This window comes from Pseudomonas sp. 910_21 (assembly GCF_052850735.1).
The window spans coordinates 659,163-677,394 of sequence record NZ_VXCY01000001.1; the positions used below are offsets into that span (position 1 = coordinate 659,163).

Annotated in this window: 11 protein-coding genes; 4 read left to right on the top strand and 7 right to left on the bottom strand. The window is 64.2% G+C overall.

Going from position 1 to position 18,232, the window contains the following annotated elements:
* Window positions 1-140 precede the first annotated feature (140 nt).
* A complete protein-coding gene (locus tag FW796_RS03075) occupies window positions 141-1,334 on the top strand; it encodes a DUF418 domain-containing protein (RefSeq protein WP_346633470.1) in 1,194 nt (397 codons plus the stop codon).
* On the opposite strand, the gene FW796_RS03080 is transcribed toward FW796_RS03075, so the two are convergent.
* Entirely contained in the window at window positions 1,331-1,864 is a 534-nt protein-coding gene (locus FW796_RS03080) for a GNAT family N-acetyltransferase (RefSeq protein ID WP_346633471.1), read from the bottom strand. The two genes, FW796_RS03075 and FW796_RS03080, sit on opposite strands and share 4 nt — an antisense overlap.
* 199 nt (window positions 1,865-2,063) lie before the next feature.
* Here FW796_RS03080 and FW796_RS03085 point away from each other — a divergent pair, with 199 nt between their 5' ends.
* Window positions 2,064-3,683: a glucan biosynthesis protein D gene (locus tag FW796_RS03085; protein WP_346633472.1), complete on the top strand. Its 1,620-nt coding sequence runs from the start codon at window positions 2,064-2,066 to the stop codon at window positions 3,681-3,683.
* A 360-nt stretch (window positions 3,684-4,043) separates the two neighbouring features.
* Here the strand turns inward: FW796_RS03085 and FW796_RS03090 are convergent, their stop codons facing one another.
* The 4 genes from FW796_RS03090 to FW796_RS03105 form a co-directional block, all read right to left on the bottom strand.
* Window positions 4,044-5,150 (bottom strand): NADH:flavin oxidoreductase/NADH oxidase, encoded by a 1,107-nt coding sequence (locus FW796_RS03090; protein WP_346633473.1) that lies wholly within the window; start codon window positions 5,148-5,150, stop codon window positions 4,044-4,046.
* Between the two features lie 248 nt (window positions 5,151-5,398).
* On the bottom strand, window positions 5,399-5,716 hold the full coding sequence (locus tag FW796_RS03095) for a DUF6124 family protein (protein WP_346633733.1): 318 nt from the start codon (window positions 5,714-5,716) through the stop codon (window positions 5,399-5,401).
* Window positions 5,717-6,135: 419 nt separating this feature from the next.
* Complete coding sequence (gene recJ, locus FW796_RS03100; protein WP_053156512.1) at window positions 6,136-7,845, bottom strand: single-stranded-DNA-specific exonuclease RecJ; 1,710 nt, start codon at window positions 7,843-7,845, stop codon at window positions 6,136-6,138.
* A 57-nt stretch (window positions 7,846-7,902) separates the two neighbouring features.
* The gene (locus FW796_RS03105) at window positions 7,903-8,445 is read right to left on the bottom strand and encodes a YaeQ family protein (protein WP_346633475.1); all 543 of its coding nucleotides are present in this window, start codon (window positions 8,443-8,445) and stop codon (window positions 7,903-7,905) included.
* Between the two features lie 219 nt (window positions 8,446-8,664).
* Between FW796_RS03105 and FW796_RS03110 the strand changes: the two genes are divergently transcribed.
* Both FW796_RS03110 and FW796_RS03115 read left to right on the top strand, forming a co-directional pair.
* Window positions 8,665-10,401 (top strand): hypothetical protein, encoded by a 1,737-nt coding sequence (locus FW796_RS03110; RefSeq protein WP_446439003.1) that lies wholly within the window; start codon window positions 8,665-8,667, stop codon window positions 10,399-10,401.
* Between the two features lie 99 nt (window positions 10,402-10,500).
* Window positions 10,501-12,222 carry a hypothetical protein gene (locus FW796_RS03115; RefSeq protein WP_404938309.1) on the top strand — a complete coding sequence of 574 codons (1,722 nt, stop codon included), beginning with the start codon at window positions 10,501-10,503 and terminating at the stop codon, window positions 12,220-12,222.
* Window positions 12,223-12,251: 29 nt separating this feature from the next.
* Here FW796_RS03115 and FW796_RS03120 read toward each other — a convergent pair whose 3' ends face one another.
* On the bottom strand, window positions 12,252-12,941 hold the full coding sequence (locus FW796_RS03120; RefSeq protein ID WP_346633478.1) for a phospholipase D-like domain-containing protein: 690 nt from the start codon (window positions 12,939-12,941) through the stop codon (window positions 12,252-12,254).
* Window positions 12,942-12,977: 36 nt separating this feature from the next.
* Window positions 12,978-18,125, bottom strand: a complete 5,148-nt coding sequence (locus FW796_RS03125; RefSeq protein WP_346633479.1) for a DNA repair ATPase — start codon at window positions 18,123-18,125, stop codon at window positions 12,978-12,980.
* Between the last annotated feature and the right edge of the window lie 107 nt (window positions 18,126-18,232).

The following is an 18,232-nucleotide window of genomic DNA, read 5'->3' on the forward strand; positions in this document are numbered from 1 at the left end:
CGCTTTTTGACTCTTTTTCACAAGAGTTTGATTGCCCGCACACGGCCTGATCGCGTTAATTGAGCGTTCACTCAAGTACCCAAAGGCCGTCCCATGCTTCCCGCCCCCCAAGAACCCACCCTGCTACCAAGGCCCTGGAGATGAGTGCGCTGGTGCCCGTCCAGGCAGCACGCCTGCAGCACGTGGACGCCCTGCGCGGCTTTGCTCTGCTGGGCATCCTGGCGGTGAACATCTGGTCCTTCGCCGACCCGTACTACACCTCGCCGGTGAGCAATCCAGCCTATGCCGGCAGCCTCGATCACCTGATCCGCTGGCTGGTGTCGGTCCTCTTCGAGGCCAAGTTCTACCTGCTGTTCTCCTTTCTGTTCGGCTACAGCTTCACCCTGCAGATGGCCTCCGCCGAACGCTCGGGGGAACGCTTCGTGCCGCGCATGTTGCGTCGGCAACTGGCCTTGCTGGCCATCGGCCTGGCGCATGGGGCGCTGTTGTTCTACGGCGAGATCCTCTCGCTGTACGCCCTGCTGGGCCTGGTGCTGCTGGCGCTGCGCGGATTGTCGGCAAGATGGGCGGCGACCCTGGCGATAGTGCTGATCACGGGAACCGCCGTGCTGATCCTGCTGTTCGGTGTGCAACTGCTGAACGCTGGCCTCTACACCGGCGTCGCCGACGGCGAACCGGTGCTCAAGGACATGGCCCTGGGCGGCGATGCCCTGGACACCCTGGCCTACAACGCCTCTCATCTGCTGGAGACCGCTTCTGCCCTGTGGCTGCTGCAGGGCCCCAGCACCCTGGCGATGTTCCTGCTGGGCTATGTAGCCGGGCGCAAAGGCCTGCTGGTGGCGCCTTACCGCTTTGAGCGCAAACTGCCAGGGCTGCTGGCCGTGACCCTGCCCCTCGGCCTGGGTAGCGCCCTGCTCTACGGATACTGGGCAGCCTACGCCCCTGGTGGCGGTCTGGAAGTCATCGGCTACGGCATCAGCCAACTGACCGCGCCGCTGCTCTCGGCCAGTTACGCCATGCTACTGCTCAGGGCCTTTCACGCCCCTCTGGGCCAGCGCCTGTGCCAACGCCTGGCCCCTCTGGGACGGATGTCACTGAGCAACTACCTGCTGCAATCGCTGATCCTCTGCCTGCTGTTCACCGGCTACGGACTGGGGCTGATCAACCATCTGTCGCCGCTGTGGATGCCCGTCCTGGTGATCGCCATCTACCTGCTGCAGATGCAGCTCAGCACCCTGTGGCTGCGCACTCATCAGTACGGTCCTTGCGAGTGGCTGCTGCGGGCGGTGACCATCGGTGCCTGGCCAAACTGGCGCAAGCCCCTCCAGGCTTAAACCAGACGCAGATAGAGGTGGATGTCCTCGGGCTCGAGGCGCAGCAGCTCCGGGTCCGGGACGGCCAATGGCTCACAGCCCAGGCTGGTGTAAAAATCCACGGTGTGCCGCGACGGCGTGGCCGACACGTACAAGCCCTGGGCGCCCATGATCAGGGCCTGCTCCCGGGCCAGGGCGAAGAGTTGCCGACCCAGGCCAAGGCCGCGATATGCCCGGCTCACATGCAGGAACTTCAACTGCCGCAAGTCCAGCCCGGCGCCCTCGATGGGCAGGCAATCGACCACCGCTGCCGCCACCAGCGCCGAGCCATCGAACACCCCATGCAACCAGCCGCCGCGCTGGTAACACTGCTGCAAGATCAGCGCGTCATGCTCAGCCTCGCCCTGCGGCCAACCCTCCACCACTTCATGCTGGGCATAGCGCAGCAGAACGCCATCCTGAAGACGGTAGAACTCATCGATGACCTCTGAGCGGTCGATCAATTTGAGCCGTTGGATATCGTCTTCGATGAGCAAGCGCGGGTGCAGCATGGGCGGGGTTCCTGGAGCTGATCGGTGGTTACCAATGGACACAAGCTAATCATTTTTCTGCCCCTGGCGAACCGTTTATTCTATCCGGCGTCTGTTTACAGTCCGTTGCGTTTGGCCGATGGCATGACCGAACCTCACCTCGCGATCCCCTCATGCAGCCAGGAACGGCTGGGGATCTTTCCCCGTACAAGGTTCACCTATGCACCGCAGGAATCTCCTCAAAGCCTCCATGGCCCTGGCGGCCTACACCGGCCTCTCGGCCAGCGGTCTGCTGGCAGCCAGGGCCTGGGCCGGCGCCGCTGACGGCCAAGCCCAGGCATTCGACTTCGATCAGCTCAAGGCCCAGGCCAAGCAACTGGCCGCCAGCAAGTACGTAGACACCAAGCAGGTGCTGCCACCGACCCTGGCGAAGATGACGCCGCAGAACTTCAACGCCATCCAGTACGACAGCCAGCACTCGCTGTGGAATGACCTGAACGGCCAGCTGGATGTGCAGTTCTTCCATGTGGGCATGGGCTTCAAGCAGCCGGTGCGCATGCACAGCGTCGATCCCAAGACTCGCCAGGCGCGGGAAGTGCACTTCCGTCCCGCGCTGTTCAACTACCAGAACACCAGCGTCGACACCGCCCAGCTCAAGGGCGACCTGGGCTTTGCCGGCTTCAAGCTGTTCAAGGCACCGGAACTGGACAGGCATGACGTGGTGTCCTTCCTCGGCGCCAGCTACTTCCGTGCGGTGGACGCCACCGGCCAGTACGGCCTGTCGGCCCGGGGCCTGGCCATCGACACCTACGCCAAACGCCGCGAGGAGTTCCCCGATTTCACCCAGTTTTGGTTCGAGACCCCGGACAAGGACAGCACTCGCTTCGTGGTCTACGCCCTGCTGGATTCACCGAGCGCCACCGGTGCCTACCGCTTCGACATCGACTGTCAGGCCGAGCGCGTGGTGATGGACGTCGACGCCCACATCAATGCCCGTACCGCCATCGAACAACTGGGCATCGCACCGATGACCAGCATGTTCAGCTGCGGCACCCATGAACGGCGCATGTGCGACACCATCCACCCGCAGATCCACGACTCCGACCGCCTGGCCATGTGGCGCGGCAACGGCGAATGGATCTGCCGGCCGTTGAACAACCCGGCGAACCTGCAGTTCAACGCCTTCGCCGACAAGGACCCGAAAGGCTTCGGCCTGGTGCAGACCGACCACGAGTTCGCCAGCTACCAGGACACCGTGGACTGGTACAGCCGCCGCCCGAGCCTGTGGGTCGAACCCACCACAGCCTGGGGCGAAGGCAGCGTCGACCTGCTGGAAATCCCCACCACCGGCGAAACCATGGACAACATCGTGGCCTTCTGGACCCCGAAAAAACCGGTGGCCGCCGGCGACTCCCTGAACTACGGCTACAAGCTCTACTGGAGCGCCCTGCCGCCGGTAGGCACGCCCCTGGCACGAGTACACGCCACCCGTTCCGGCATGGGCGGCTTCGTCGAAGGCTGGGCCCCGGGCGAGCACTACCCGGAAGTCTGGGCGCGGCGCTTTGCCGTGGACTTCACCGGTGGCGGCCTGGATCGCCTGCCAGCCGGCACCGGCATCGAACCGGTAATCAGCGCCTCCAACGGTGAGGTTAAGGATTTCAGCATCCTGGTACTGGACGAGATCAAGGGCTACCGCATTCTCTTCGACTGGTACCCAACCAACGACAGCGTCGAACCGGTGGAACTGCGGCTGTTCATCCGCACCCACGACCGCACCCTGAGCGAGACCTGGCTGTACCAGTACTTCCCGCCGGCACCGGACAAACGCAAATACCCGTGATCGGCTGACGGCCCCTGGCCCGCCCTACGGGCCCCTTCGCCGGCGAGCCGGCGCCTACAGACCGCACTGCCCCTGTAGGAGCTGGCTTGCCAGCGCAGGCGCCGGTACTTACAGCGCCTGCCTCAAGGGCCTCTTCGCCGGCAAGCCGGCTCCTACAGACCACACCGCCTCCGTAGGAGCTGGCTGGCCAGCGCAGGCGTCGGTACTTACAGCGCCTGCCTCAAGGGCCTCTTCGCCGGCAAGCCGGCTCCTACAGACCGCACCGCCTCCGTAGGAGCTGGCTGGCCAGCGCAGGCGTCCTGAAGCCAGGCACAAAAAAAACCGGCCCACACGGGCCGGTTTTTTTACATCGGCAGGACCTTAATCACGCAAGTCCGACTCATGAATCGGCTGATCCCTGTGGGTTGCCCGCTGATACTGCGCCGGCCAGATCGCCTTGCGCCCGCCCAGGTCATCATCGGCATGCAGCGGCCAGTAAGGATCACGCAACAGCTCCCGGGCGAGAAAGATGATGTCCGCCTGACAGGTACGCAAAATATGCTCCGCCTGGGCCGGTTCGGTGATCAGCCCCACGGTCCCGGTGGCAATCCCCGACTCCTTGCGCACTCGCTCGGCAAAGCGCGTCTGATAACCCGGCCCGGTGGGAATCTCGGCATTGGCCGCGGTGCCTCCGGACGACACATCGATCAAATCCACCCCCAGGTCCTTAAGCCGCCGCGCCAGCTCCACGGTCTCGTCCGGGTTCCAGCCGTCTTCCACCCAGTCGGTGGCCGACACCCGCACAAACAGCGGCAGTTCCTCGGGCCACACCGCGCGCACCGCCTCGGTCACCTGCAACACCAGGCGAATGCGGTTTTCGAACGAACCGCCGTATTGATCCTGGCGCTGATTACTCAAGGGCGAGAGGAACTGATGCAGCAGATAGCCATGGGCGGCATGCACTTCCACCACTTTGAAACCGGCCTCCAGCGCACGTTTGGCGGCCGCAACGAAGGCCTGGATGATCTCGCCAATCTGCCCCTCATCCAACTGGGTGGGCGGCGTGTGCTGCGGGTCGAAGGCAATCCGTGACGGCCCCACCGGCACCCAGCCGCCGTCCTCGGGTTTGACGCTGCCGGACTTGCCCAGCCAGGGCCGATGAGTACTGGCCTTGCGCCCGGCATGGGCCAGCTGGATGCCAGCCACGGCGCCTTGGGCGGTGATGAAACGGGTGATGCGTTGCAAGGGTTCGATCTGCGCGTCGTTCCACAAGCCCAGGTCCTGGGCGGTGATCCGGCCCTCGGCGGTGACCGCCGTGGCCTCGGTGAAGATCAACCCGGCGCCGCCGACGGCGCGGCTGCCCAGGTGCACCAGATGCCAGTCGTTGGCCAGCCCGTCCACCGACGAGTACTGGCACATGGGCGACACCGCGATGCGGTTGAGAAGGGTCAGTTGACGCAGGGTATAGGGTTCAAGCAGCAGACTCATGGGGCACCTCTCGGTCAATGGTCAGGCTCCAGGGTTCTGTTTGAACGGTCGACGAGTGACTGCGAAGTGAAGCGCCCGCCCCCGCGGGTAGAAGAATGACAAAAGGTCACAAGGCCAATCAGACAGTGCTTAGAGACTAGTCGACAACACTGCCGCCAGCAGGGTTCCTGATGATTGCCCGGGCAAAAACCTTGCGCCCGGGCGGCACAAACGCCAGCCGCTGCGGCGGGACAGCGGCTGGCGGAGCGTCAAATCGCAGGGCCCCGGCGATTGCCATCGAGCAAGGCCTCCACCACGCCACGGGCCATCTCCACCGAATGCACCAGCGACCAGATCAACCCGCGCTCTACGCCACTGGCCTGCTCGGTGATCTCGTCGGACACCTCCTCGGCGGACTTGAGCAGCATGAAAACGTGGAGCAGTGCTTCTTCGGCACTGATACCGGGGCGCACAGTGAAGGGGTTATCGGGGCCCGCAGGACCAGCGGCGGTGGGTTGCAGCGTCGCGATCAGCGAACCCTCTACGCCGATAATGGCCAGGGCATGGCGAACCCTTTCATTGGCCAGATCGTGGGCAGGATTACGACGGGAAGAAGGAGGGGAAACAGGCGGATCGGGACGATCTTTTTCATGGTGCAGTTCCTCGACGATGAAGCCTCCACACCTAACGCTGCTAGACGTTTAAAAAGGTGGCGGCTGTACGCGGGCTAGCAGACCGGGTCGAGGAACCGGTGCGCCCGAAAGCGCCCCCACGCACAGCCGCCATAACAGCACACTGCAAATATGAATTGCAGTGCTGATGGCATCGCTTGCGTTCGACCCGGGCTGCTATTCCCGATCACTGATAGGCAGTGATGAACCGAGACTAGTCAGCTGAGTAGATCGCCACAAGCACCCGGGAGTGCGCTCGGAAACCCCTTACAAAAGAAAGAGACATTCCGCCATCCCGTTTCCCCAAAGTCTGGCGAAACCAGCCACAGCGTCCCTTAACGCGGTTCAATATGGGCAATCATCAACTGCACGGTTTCCTGGCCCCGGAACTCGTTGAGGTCGAGCTTGTAGGCCAGTTCCACCCAGCGGATGGTGGGGTTGGGCCAGACTTCGCGGTCGATGCCGAAGGCGATGCCGTCCAGTTTCAGCGAGCCGCATTCGCTGCGCAGCACCACTTTCAGGTGGCGTTCGCCAACGATGCGCTGCTCCACCAGTTCAAACACGCCATGGAACATCGGCTCGGGGAAGTGCTGGCCCCAGGGCCCGGCATGGCGCAGGGCGCGGGCCAGTTCCAGGTGGAACTCTTCCACGGCCAGGCTGCCGTCCGACAGCAGGCGCCCGGTGAGGTCTTCTTCGCGCAGCTGGCGCCGCACTTCTTCGTCGAAAGCCTCGGCGAAGGCCGGGAAGTTCTGCTCCGGCAGGGACAGACCGGCGGCCATGGCGTGGCCACCGAACTTGCTGATCAGTTGCGGATGGCGCGCGGCCACCGCGTCCAGGGCGTCACGTATATGGAAGCCCGGCACCGAACGGGCCGAGCCCTTGAGCATGCCGTCGCCAGCATCGGCAAAGGCGATGGTCGGGCGGTGGTAACGCTCTTTCAGGCGCGAGGCGAGAATCCCGATCACGCCCTGGTGCCAGTCGGCATCGAACAGGCACAGGCCGAACGGCATCGACTCCACCGGCAATTCCTTGAGCTGGGCCAGGGCTTCGCGCTGCATGCCCTGCTCGATGGATTTGCGGTCCTGGTTCAGTTCGTCCAGCTGAGCGGCCATGGCCCGAGCGGCGGAAACGTCGTCGCTGAGCAGGCACTCGATACCCAGGCTCATGTCGTCCAGGCGTCCGGCGGCGTTGAGCCGTGGACCAAGGATAAAACCCAGGTCGGTGGAGGTAATACGCGAGTGATCGCGCTTGGCCACTTCGAGAATCGCCTTGAGCCCCGGCCGCGCGCGACCGGCACGAATCCGCTCCAGGCCCTGATGCACCAGGATGCGGTTGTTGGCGTCCAGGGGCACCACGTCCGCCACGCTGCCCAGGGCCACCAGATCCAGCAGCTCGCCAATGTTCGGCTGCGGCCGGGTTTCATAGCGACCCAGGCTGCGCAGGCGTGCGCGCAGGGCCATCAGCACATAGAAGATCACCCCGACCCCGGCCAGGGCCTTGCTGGGGAACTCGCAGCCCGGCTGGTTGGGGTTGACGATGGCGTCCGCCGCCGGCAGTTCATGGCCGGGCAAGTGGTGGTCGGTGACCAATACCTGCAAGCCTGCTGCCTTGGCCGCCGCCACGCCTTCGACGCTGGAGATGCCGTTGTCTACGGTGATCAAAAGCTGCGGCTCGCGCTGCAGGGCCACGGCAACGATTTCCGGGGTCAGGCCGTAGCCGTATTCGAAACGGTTGGGCACCAGATAATCGACATGGGCCGCGCCCAGCAGGCGCAGGCCCAGCAAGCCCACGGTGCTGGCGGTGGCGCCGTCGGCGTCGAAGTCGCCGACGATGAGGATGCGCTGGCGCTGGTCCAGAGCGGTCACCAGCAGGTCCACCGCGGCGTCGATGCCCTTGAGCTGCTGATACGGGATCAGCCGCGCCAGGCTCTTGTCCAGCTCCTCCACCGACTGCACGCCACGGGCGGCATAAAGGCGGGTCAGCAGTGGCGGCAGATCGCCGAGAAAGGGCAGGACGGCGGGCAACTCACGGGGTTCGATACGCATGGGCTAACAGCAACTTCTCTTGGGGGACGGTGGATCGTTCAGGTGCGGAGCGGGCGATCAGCCGCGCTCGCCCAGCAGCCATTCCAACTGGACTTCGTGCTGACCGCGATCGTCGGTGACGAAGATCGTGCCTTCGCTGATCATCACGTCCCACTTGATGACGCGCGGCATGTCCTTGGCCAGGGTCTCGAGGACGTCCTGGGGCACGCCGGCGATGTTGAGGTTCTTCAGGTTCTTCACCGCGTCCACCACCCGGGTCTGCCAGACCCGCAGGCTGCCGTAGGCCAGCAGGCTGGTGCGCTCGGTGCGGCGCGAGCACCAGGTCAGGCGATCAGCGTCCGGCTGGCCGACTTCGATCCAGTGCAGTACGCGATCGTCCAGGCTCTTTTCCCACAGGGCCGGTTCATCCACATCCGACAGACCCCGACCGAACGACAGGTGCTCGTTGTACCAGAAGGCGTAGGCCAGCAGTCGCACTGTCATGCGCTCTTCGGTTTCCGAAGGGTGACGGGCGATGGTCTGCTTGACGCTTTCGTAGACCCCGCGGTCGAGGTCGGTCAGGTTCAGTTCGAATTTGTAGGTGGTGGACGGCTGGGCCATGTGCGGGCTTCTTGAGTGTGCGAAAAGGCGGCAAGTCTAACCCGAAACCTGCCGCCCTGCCCGACCACTGACCGGGCCACCCCTGCCCTGGATGACATCCGCTGAAACGCATTGGCTGGGTAAAGTCGGTTGCCAGCCTGTAGCCATGGCTTTATAACCCCGCGCAAACCGGCTGGCGCGCACCGCACCAGAGCCGCTGTGCAATAGAAAAGGACGTCCATGACCCTCTTTGTCACCCTGCTTGTCATCGTGCTGGTGTTCATCGCACTGATTTTGTACTCCCGCCAGAAAACCGCCGATCGGAACGAGGGTCTGGAGCTGACCAGCAACCTCACCGCCCAGATCAATCAGACCCTGCTGCTGAGCAAGGCCGAGCCGCTGCTGGCGCTGAAACTGGCAGAGACGCTACCCGGCGAGGCCCGGGAACTGGCCTTGCAGCTGGTGGCCAGCGAGCTCTACCTGGCCGGACACAAGGCCCAGGCCCAGGCGATCTACCAGCAACTGCCGCCCCACGCCCGGGAGTACGTGCTCAATACCCTGATCGAAACACTGCTCGACACCGACGATACCCAAGCCTGCCTGGAACTCCTGGAGAACTGGGGGCAATCCCTGCCCAGCTGGCCGCTGCTGCAAGTGCGTATCCTCCAGGCCCGTGGCGAACAGGACCGGGCCCTGGCTGTGCTGGGCGAACTGAGTGACCCGCAACAGCAGGCCGCCCAGGAACGCCAGAGCATCGGCAACCTGCTGATCCTGGCGCACCTGCAACATCAGGCCGGGATGCAGGACGCGGCACTGGCCAGCGTCGAGCACGCCTGGTCGACGTTTGAGGCATCCGAGGAAAGCCATCGCCAGTCGATTCTGCGCAGGCTGTTCGAGGCCTGCGCGACCCTGGGTCAGTTCGACTCGATCCTCACCCGGGCCGCGCCACTGCCGGCAGAAGAACAGGCCCAGGCAGTCGCCGCCCTGATCAAGGCCGGTCAACTGGACTCTGCCCTCAGTCTGCTGGCCCCCATCAGCGAAGACCTCTACTACACAACGCACAGCGAACTGCTGGACCTGGCCCTGGCCCTGCCGCCGATCGATAACGCCCTGCGCCTGCTGGACAAGGCCCCCGACATGCATCGCTACAGCCTGCTGCTGAGCCTGCTGAGCCACATGGCGACACAAGGGCAGACCGCAGAAGCCGAGGCTCTGTTACTGACCCTGGAAACTGAACCGAGCCAGCATCCGGGCCTGATGCTCAGCCTCTGTGAACAGCACCACGCCACGCACCCGCAATGGGCCGAGGCACTGCTGGCCAAGGCGCTGCAACAGATCGACGGGTACAAGAATGACCATGAGTTCTGGAGCGGCATGCGCATGCAGGCCCTGCGAACCCAGCTACAGCTGCAAAGCCGGCTGCCGGCCCATCGCCGGGACAGCTGGCTGGTACGCAGCGGCCTTGAGGAATTGCACAGCCTGCACCAGCAGGAGGACGGCGAACAGCAATTGCTGTGCATTCGCGAGCAGACCAAGCTACTGCACGACCTGGGGCAGACGGCCCAGGCCAGGACCCTGCTGGAGCAGGCCCTGGCGTTGCTGGACAGCGACACCCTGCCGGAGGTCGATGAGATGGACAAAACCTTCTACCTGGAGGACATCGCCAGCGCCTACCTGAGCATCGACGAGGCGCAGCAGGCCCAGGTCCTGCAGGATCGATTGCACAGCCTGGAGGCCGGCAGTCGCGACCTGGAAGAGGACCTGCTGCTCAATCACATCGAGCACCAGCGCTTCGCCCAGGCCATCGAAGCCCTGAACCTGAGCGTCTTGCTCAGCGACAAGAAGCCTCTGTCGCGTCTGTATCAGGCCCTGGAGGAGCTGCACACACGGGCCCCCGAGCGGGCCAGCGAACTTCAGCAGCAACTGATGGAGAGCTTTAGCAGCGGCATGGCCTGGCGCACCTCTCAGGCGAACTGACCGCCTCCCGGACCGACACCCGCCTGGCTGCAACCCGTTGTCCAGGGCGCCCCCATGCAACGCGCCAGGCCCCGACCCGCACCAAAGGAAAACCGAATCATGGAAGTGCTTATCATCCTGCTGGTCATTACCGGCGTGATCTCGCTGCTGGTGGTGTATGCCAACAAGAGCAGCAGCGGCAATGACCTGGGTATCACCCTGGACGAGGCAGCGCAGATCAATCGCGCGGCGCACCTGAGCGCCATCGAACCGCAAGTGGGCTTGCAACTGGCCCAGCGCCTGACGGGCAAAGCCCGGCAACTGGGGCTGATGCAGATGCCTGCGGCGCTGTACCGACAAGGCGACCAGGAACAGGCCCTGGAAGTACTGGCCGAACTCGATGAAACCTACCAGCCCATGGCCCTGGACCAACTGCTCGAAACCTTGCTCGACAAGGACGGCCCACAGGCGGTGCTAAGCCTGTTGGAGCGCCTGCATCAACCCCTGCCCTCAGCGCCCATGCTGCGCATCCCACTGCTGGTGGCCAGCGGTGAACACGAGCAGGCCCGCGCCTTGCTGGTGACCTTCGGTGTCGAGCAGTTGAGCCAGGACTCCGCCAGCGAGCATCGGCAGTTGGCTGCCCTGCAACGCAGCTTGGGCCTGGCCGACAAAGCCGCCATCAGCATCGGCCTGGCCTGGCAACTGCTACTCAAACAGCCGGCCAACAAACTGGACCTGCATGAACTGGAACAGACCCTGCTCGAGTACCGTGCCCAGGGGCAGGACGCGCAGTTCCCGGCCATGGCCGCGCAATTGCCCGAGTCGGCCCAAATCATCGTCGTGACCCTGCTGATGCAAGCCGGGGAATTCGACGCCGGATTCGAACTGCTGGCGCAAAACCCCGAGCCCGACGACTACTTCGGCTACCCACCGTTACTCAAGCTGATTCTGGACGCCAAGCGCCCGGATCTGGCTACACAGCTGATCGCCCAGGTGCCGGAGTCGGACGCCAGCGAGCTGCTGTTGAGCCTGTTGAACTGGCATGTCGCGCGCAACGAGATGGCCGAGGCCGAGGCGGCCTTGCAGGCCGGCGCCGTCTCGACCCCGCAGCGTATCTGGTGCCTGATCTGTCTGTGGGGCAACTACGTCGAGGAACACTCGCAATGGTGCGCCCATCTGCTGGAGCAAGCCTTGCTGGCACTGGAGACCTTGCGTGGCGATGAGCAATGGCCGTGGTTGCGCCTGCTGATCCTGGAAACCCAACTGCGGGTGCAGGCCGCCCTGCCGCGCCTGCGCCGCGACAGCTGGCTGATCCGCAATAACCTGGAGGAAATGGCGCATCTCAACACCCAGCTCGAATACGCCGATCGTCCGATGAAACTGGCGTTGCAGGCCAAGCTGCTCCACGACCTGGAACAAACCCGGCAAGCCGGCGAACTGCTGGATCAGGCTGTGCAAGCGCTCGACGACGACAGTCAAAATGCGACGCTGGACCCAGCGGAAAAAGCCTTCTTCCTGGAACAGCTGGCGCTGAGCTACGTCTACATCGACGATCAGGCAAAAGCCGCCGAGCTAAAGAGTCGCCTGGAACAGCGGGCGGCCTATGCCAGCCAATTGAGCCAGGCCATGGTGCTGAACCATATCCGCCAGCAACGCTTCGAGGAGGCGATTGCCGGCCTGGAACTGCGCAACCTGTTTATTGGCGAAAACCCGGTGCAGCAGTTGCACCTGGCCCTGGAAACCCTGCGCCAGAGTGCCCCGGAAAAAGCCCATGAGCTGCGCCAGAAGCTGATCGACAGCCTGGCCGCCGAGAGCGCCTGGGGTTACCCGAACGCCGCCTGAGGCCGTATTGAGGCCCGCCGCTGCACGCCTTAACGCGGCGCGTAGCGGCTCCACAGCTCGTTGAACTCCTTGAGATAACTGGCCACCAGTTGCGGGTGGTCGATCACCAGCAGGTTTTCCTCATTGCCGGTGGTGGCGCTGCGGGTCCAGTTGAAGCTGCCGTTGAGCAGGGTCCGGCCATCGAACACAGCGAACTTGTGGTGCATGTGGAACGGCGTGTCGTCGATCCGCACCGGCACGCCGGCCTCGCGTAACGCGGCGATATCGCTGCCGACATCGAATTGCTTTTCACTGTCGCTGATCACCCGCACGGCCACGCCGCGCTGGTGGCAGGCGCGGATTTCGTCGCTCAGTTGATCGTCGGAAATGGTGAACACGCAGATATCCACCGAGATTCGCGCCTGGCGGCACAGGTCGCGGATCTTGCGCCGGCAGTCTTCACCGGGGCTGAAGTGGGCGCTGGCCATGTCGCGCACCGGGGCGCTGTTGGCGTCCAGGGTCTTGACCACCTGCTCCAGCCATTTCAACGCCGGCAGCACATTGGCGCTGTCTGTCAGCGCCAGTTCGCGCACCAGATCAAAGGCGCGGTTACGCATGTAGCGCACCTGGTCCTGGCCCAGTTCGCTGCCCAGTTGACGCAGCTCGTCGCGCTCTTCGTTGCTCAGTTTCAGGTCCAGCAGGCTGTCGCGCAGCTGCTGGTCCAGGTGGGCAAAATCCATGTCGTGATCCTTGGCTGTTCGCCGGCAAGCCGGCTCCTACGGTTGGGGGTCCTTGAGGGTGGGCACATCACCGTTGCTAAGCATGCGGCTCAACTCATCCACACGCGTGGCGATGTCGCCGATGCGCTGGTGGCTGTGCAGGTCGACGTCGATCTTCTTGTGCATGACCTTGATCAGCGGCAGGAAGCTGTTCTCCAGGTGCTCGGAGAGGTTTTCCAGCACGTCGCGCAGTTCGTGCTGCTGCGCGGGTCGGGCCAGGCCGCGTACGCCTTCCACCAGATCGTTGAGCTGGGCCACCACGCGGGTACCGACATCGCTGTCGCTGCCGCCCATGGAGCGGTTGCGCACGAAGTCGCGCTTGATCTGGGTCCAGCGCTCGCTCTGCTCCGGGGTCTGGTTACCGCGCAGCTCGGCGAGCTTGAGCAGGTTTTCCTCGGCGCCGGTGGTCAGCAACTGGGATTCGCCCTGGTAGTGGTCGGCCAGCAGTTGCAGGAGCTCGGCGTCGTTCATCACCGCCGAGATCTTCTCCGCCATCTTGTTCATGTTGCGGTAGCTGCCTTGCAGCTTGAACGGCGGCTCGCTGCGGTACTGGTCGGCCTGGGCGGCGCTGGCGATGTACTGCTGGTTGACCCGCAGCACCACGTCGCGCACCTGCATCAGGCGTTGCAGGGTGGTGGTGATCTCGTTGATCTCGGCACCGCTGTAGCTGTGGCTCAGTTCGTTGCTGGAGAAGGCCTTGCCCTCGGCCTTGGCGACGAAGCGGTAGACGTCCGCCATGTCGCGGGTGGCCAATGGCGCCAGGACCGGGTTGGAGGTCAGGCCGTTCTCGATGTAGCTCAGGGAGAAGGCCTCTTGCATGCCACCCAGGGTGTCGCCGAGGTTATAGATGTCGGCCCGGTTGGCCAGCATGTCGGGGATCTTGAACACCTCGCCGGACTCGGTGTACGGGTTGCCCGACATCACCACGCAGAACTTTTTGCCGCGCATGTCGTAGGTCTTGGTGCGGCCTTTCCACACGCCTTCGATGCGCCGGGTGCCGTCGCACAGCGAGATGAATTTCTGCAGGAATTCCGGGTGAGTGTGCTGGATGTCGTCGACATAGAGCATCACGTTATTGCCCATCTCCAGGGCCAGGTTGAGTTTCTCCAGTTCCTGGCGCGAAGTGGCGTCCGGTGCCTGGGCCGGGTCCAGGGAACGTACCTGGTGCCCCAGGGCCGGGCCGTTAATCTTCATGAAGATCAGCCCCAGGCGGTGCGCCACGTATTCCATCAAGGTGGTCTTGCCGTAGCCCGGTGGCGAAATCAGCATCAACAGGCCCATCAGGTCGGTGCGCTTGTTCTCGCCCACAGTGCCCATCTGCTTGGCCAGGTTGTCGCCGATAAAGCCCAGGTACACATCGTTGATCAGCTTGTTGCGCACGAAGGAGCTCAGCGGCCGCGGCTTGAATTCGCTCAGGCGCAGGGCCGAGCGTTCACGGCCGATGATGCCCTGGCGCAAACTCTGGTAACGCTGCAGGCCAGGCAGGAATTGTTCGCGGTGGGCCCGTAGGCGAGCGAAGAAGCCGTCCACGGTGAGGGACAGGCTGCGCTCCTGGATGCGCGGGTGTTCGCCCATCAGGTTGTCGACCTTGAACCGCAGATCGACTTCGGTGATGCGCTTGGCAAAGTCTTCCCGCAGCAGCGACAGGGCCACCGCCTCAGGCACGTAGTCGGCCCACTCGGCGAACTCGCCCTCGGCGCACAGGGCCGAGAGCCAGTTCTCGGTCAGTGCCCACTGCGCAGCGGGGCGCTCCACCAGCCGCGCCAGGGCCTGCTGGTAGTCGTCCCACATCCGCGCGCCCTGCAGGCGCAGGGTCAGGGCTTCCTGCAGCTGCTTGGCGTATTTGCTGAAGGTGAATTCAATGCGTTCGGCGGCCAGCTCCTGGACCAGGTACTCGGCAGCCTCGGGCAGCAGCTCCACGGCCAGGGTGAAGGCGTGCTGCTGATGCCAGTCACCCAGTGCCACGAGGATTTCCTCCTGCAACTGCTGCAAGCCTTCGCGACGCCCGAACAGTTGCTGGATATGCCGGCTGGTACGGGCACGTTCCACCCATTGCCGGGGTTGCGGCTGTTCCTGCTGGCGATCCCAGTAGAGGCTGGCAAAGGCACGGGCCGTGGCGCCGAAACGCAACAGGCCGGCACTGTCGCGCAGGGGCAGCAGTTGCAGGAGGATCGCTGCGGCGTCGTGGTCGTGGATGCCCTTCTCGTAGCCTTCCTTGTAGCGCGGCGCGGCAAAGTCGCGGATCACCCGCGCCAGTTCTTCAGGGTGCGCCAGCAAGGGTTTCAGGCTTTCCAGGCTCAGGCCTTCCACGCCTCGATCGGCAGCGTCCAGCACTTGCCCGGCGAGGTATTCGGCACGGTACAACTGGGCCGATTCCGACTCCAGGGCCACCTGCCAGAAGTCGCGCAGGGCCTCCAGCTCGGGGTCGCGCAGAGGTTCGAGGAAGTCCGTGCCGGTGAGGTGCAGGTGCAGTTCGTCGCCCCGGGGCATCAGGGTCAGGTCCAGCTCCTGGGTGTTGACGCTGAAACGGTGGCGCGGCCCCAGCTTGATGACGTTGCCGCCCTCTTCGAACAGCTCGGTCTTGTCGCGCAAGGCACGCACGGCCTGATCCCGGGCGCCCTTGAGGCGCGACTCGACATCGTCGGCCTTGACGCTGTCCTTGAGCTCGCGCAGGCGCTCGGCCAGTTCCCGCAGCTTGAGGATCAGCGGGTCGGCGGCGAAGAACGCATTGAGCTCCTCGGCCTGGGTGAACTTGGCGGTGCGCCGGCCGAGGCTGTCGAGAATCCGCCGCGCCGCGTCCAGCAGGCCCTGGGCCTTGCGCTGACGCTCGTCGAGCAGGGATTGCTTGTGGGCCTCGAAGGTTTCCAGCAACTCCTCGCGCTTGCCGAGGATGTCGCCGAGGAACTGTTCGTGATCGCCGAAGCGGCTTTCCAGCTCCTCCAGCTGCACCAGCAACCGCGACAGCTGCTCGTCGCAACGTTCGGGGTCCTGGGCCTGGGCCAAGGCATTGGTGATGCCCTGGCTGAAGAGTTTGAACTGGGCCCCGAACTGCGCCACGGTCTCGGTCGAACCCAGCCCCTTGCGCCGCTGTTCGGCACGGGCCTTGGCCTGGTTCAGGCGGGCGTAGATCTGCGAGATGGATTCAATGATCCGGGTGCGCTGGGTGGCGTCGTCGATCTGTAGCGAGGCCATCAGGCTCGACAACATGTCCAGGTCGCCGGCCATGGCTTGCAGGGCGCCCAAGGGCTCGCTGAGCTGGGCCACGGTTTCGGCTTTCTGCGCCTGGGCGTCCAGGGCTTCGAGCTGGGTCACAAAAGGCTGCAAGGCCTGATCGCTGGCGAGGAAGGTCGCAGTGCCGGCGGCGGTGCGCTCCTGGGCCTTGAGCAGGTCGGCTTCCATGGCATCGATGCGCGCCACGTCGATGTAGCGGTAGTCGCGAATGGTCAGCAGCAGCCCGCGCTGGGCGGTAATGCCGTTCAGAGCATCGACGAAGCTTTGCACCTGATCCCAGCTGTCCACCAGCAGGCTGTCCAGCAGGGCTTTCTGCTTGGCCTCGGCGGCCACCATGGCCTGGTCCGACTGGCGACGGATGCTTTCGACTTTCTCGTATTCGTCGAGCACCAGCTCCGAGGTGGAGGCCACTTCCCGCAGCAGCGGCGCCAGGCCGTCGAGCTCGGCGCTGCCCAGCCAGTGGTACACGTCGAACAGGCGCCGGGTGTTCTGACACAGCAGCGAATAGCGCTGCACCGACACCGCCGGGGTATCGATCTCGCGGCACAGGTCGTAGAGATCGGACACGCTGCGCACCAGTTCGGCATTGCCGATGCGTCCGAGAAAACCGCTGCGGGTCGGTTGCCGCGCGGCGTATTCCTCGGTGAAGAACGGCGTCTGCCAGACCTGCATCGGATGCACCCGGGTCGGCTCGTCGCCTTCGGCAGCGAAGATCACCATGCGCCCGTCTTCCAGGCGCGCGTAGCCGTGGCCGAACAGCGGGTTCTGCAACTGGCGGTTGATCATGTTGTAGGTCAGCAGCACCGAGCGGCCCTGCTCCGGGTGGTAGAAGATGTACTGCACATCTTCACCGTTGGGCGAGCGCACCGAGCGCTTGAAGCGCATGCCTTCCATGGACTGTTCGAAGGTCTTGTACTCGCCGCTCTGCAGGTAATAGCCGCCGGGGAAGATGATCCCGTGGTCTTCCGGCAGCTGCACGCAGGCCAGGCCGATGGCGTCGATGCGCTCCACCTGGCGAGTCAGGCTGTTGAACACCAGATAGCGCCACTGCTCTTCGCGGTACGGCAAAACCTTGAGCAGGATCAGGCTGCCCAGGCGGGCGAATTCGATCTGCGAGTCGTCCAGGGACTGGGTCTTGTCCAGCACCTCTTCACGGTAGATGCCCAGACCCGACTCGGTGTTGTTCTCGACCTTGATGGTCAGGTCGCCGCCGATGGTTTCGACGAACACCGTGTCGAGGATGTTCAGGTGCGGGAAGCGGCCTTCGACCACCATCTCGCGGGTGGCCTTCTTCCATTCGAAGTCGAAGGGCGCCGGCAGGGCGATATCTCGCTCGCCGCGATTGTCGATGTAACGGACGTCCCGTCCGTCCACCGAGATCGACCAACGGAACACCCGCACATCGGTGACGCGCTCGCCGATCTGGAAACTCGCCAGCAACTTGCCGTCACGGATCGCCAGTTGCAGCAAGCGGGTGTTCTTGTAATAGGTGTAGAGCTCGTTGAAATCGTTGAGGAAGCCCTGGGCCGCCAGGAAACTGCCTTCCAGGGGCACGGGCTCGGCTTCGTAGCCTTCGCCCTCTTCCACCAGGCGGTAGAGGGAAAACACGTCGGCGACGCTGGTTTCCTTCTTCAGGCCGATAAAGACGTTGTAGCCAAACAACAGGCAGTCGCCGACCTGGACGATGTCCCGGGCGATGCAGTTGTTCTCGGTACGGATGCGCACCCGCCCGACCACTTCCATGCGGCTGTTGCCGAACTCGTCGAGACGCCTCTGGTTGAGGTCGTCAGTGGTGGCCCGCAGGCGCTGGCCCTGGTCCAGCAGGCGCTTTTGCAGCACCTCATAGGCGCCGCCTTCGGCGACTGCCTTGTCCAATACGTCCTGTGGGGGAGTTGCGACTTGAGCGTCCGACATCGTGGCCTTCCTGGATCTACGGCGGTGTGCAAAAAAGCGGGCTCCTCAAACCTGGAGCCCAGCACCTGAAACCAGCAAGCTGAAACCCGCAGCCTGACACCCGCCCT

What these genes read in the sequence shown, in the direction of transcription:
- FW796_RS03080 (WP_346633471.1), bottom strand. Translation starts at nt 1,864, where the DNA reads ATGCTGCACCCGCGCTTGCTCATCGAAGACGATATCCAACGGCTCAAA.
- FW796_RS03125 (WP_346633479.1), bottom strand. Translation starts at nt 18,125, where the DNA reads ATGTCGGACGCTCAAGTCGCAACTCCCCCACAGGACGTATTGGACAAG.
- FW796_RS03090 (WP_346633473.1), bottom strand. Translation starts at nt 5,150, where the DNA reads ATGAGTCTGCTGCTTGAACCCTATACCCTGCGTCAACTGACCCTTCTC.
- FW796_RS03110 (WP_446439003.1), top strand. Translation starts at nt 8,665, where the DNA reads ATGACCCTCTTTGTCACCCTGCTTGTCATCGTGCTGGTGTTCATCGCA.
- FW796_RS03105 (WP_346633475.1), bottom strand. Translation starts at nt 8,445, where the DNA reads ATGGCCCAGCCGTCCACCACCTACAAATTCGAACTGAACCTGACCGAC.
- FW796_RS03085 (WP_346633472.1), top strand. Translation starts at nt 2,064, where the DNA reads ATGCACCGCAGGAATCTCCTCAAAGCCTCCATGGCCCTGGCGGCCTAC.
- FW796_RS03120 (WP_346633478.1), bottom strand. Translation starts at nt 12,941, where the DNA reads ATGGATTTTGCCCACCTGGACCAGCAGCTGCGCGACAGCCTGCTGGAC.
- FW796_RS03075 (WP_346633470.1), top strand. Translation starts at nt 141, where the DNA reads ATGAGTGCGCTGGTGCCCGTCCAGGCAGCACGCCTGCAGCACGTGGAC.
- recJ (WP_053156512.1), bottom strand. Translation starts at nt 7,845, where the DNA reads ATGCGTATCGAACCCCGTGAGTTGCCCGCCGTCCTGCCCTTTCTCGGC.
- FW796_RS03115 (WP_404938309.1), top strand. Translation starts at nt 10,501, where the DNA reads ATGGAAGTGCTTATCATCCTGCTGGTCATTACCGGCGTGATCTCGCTG.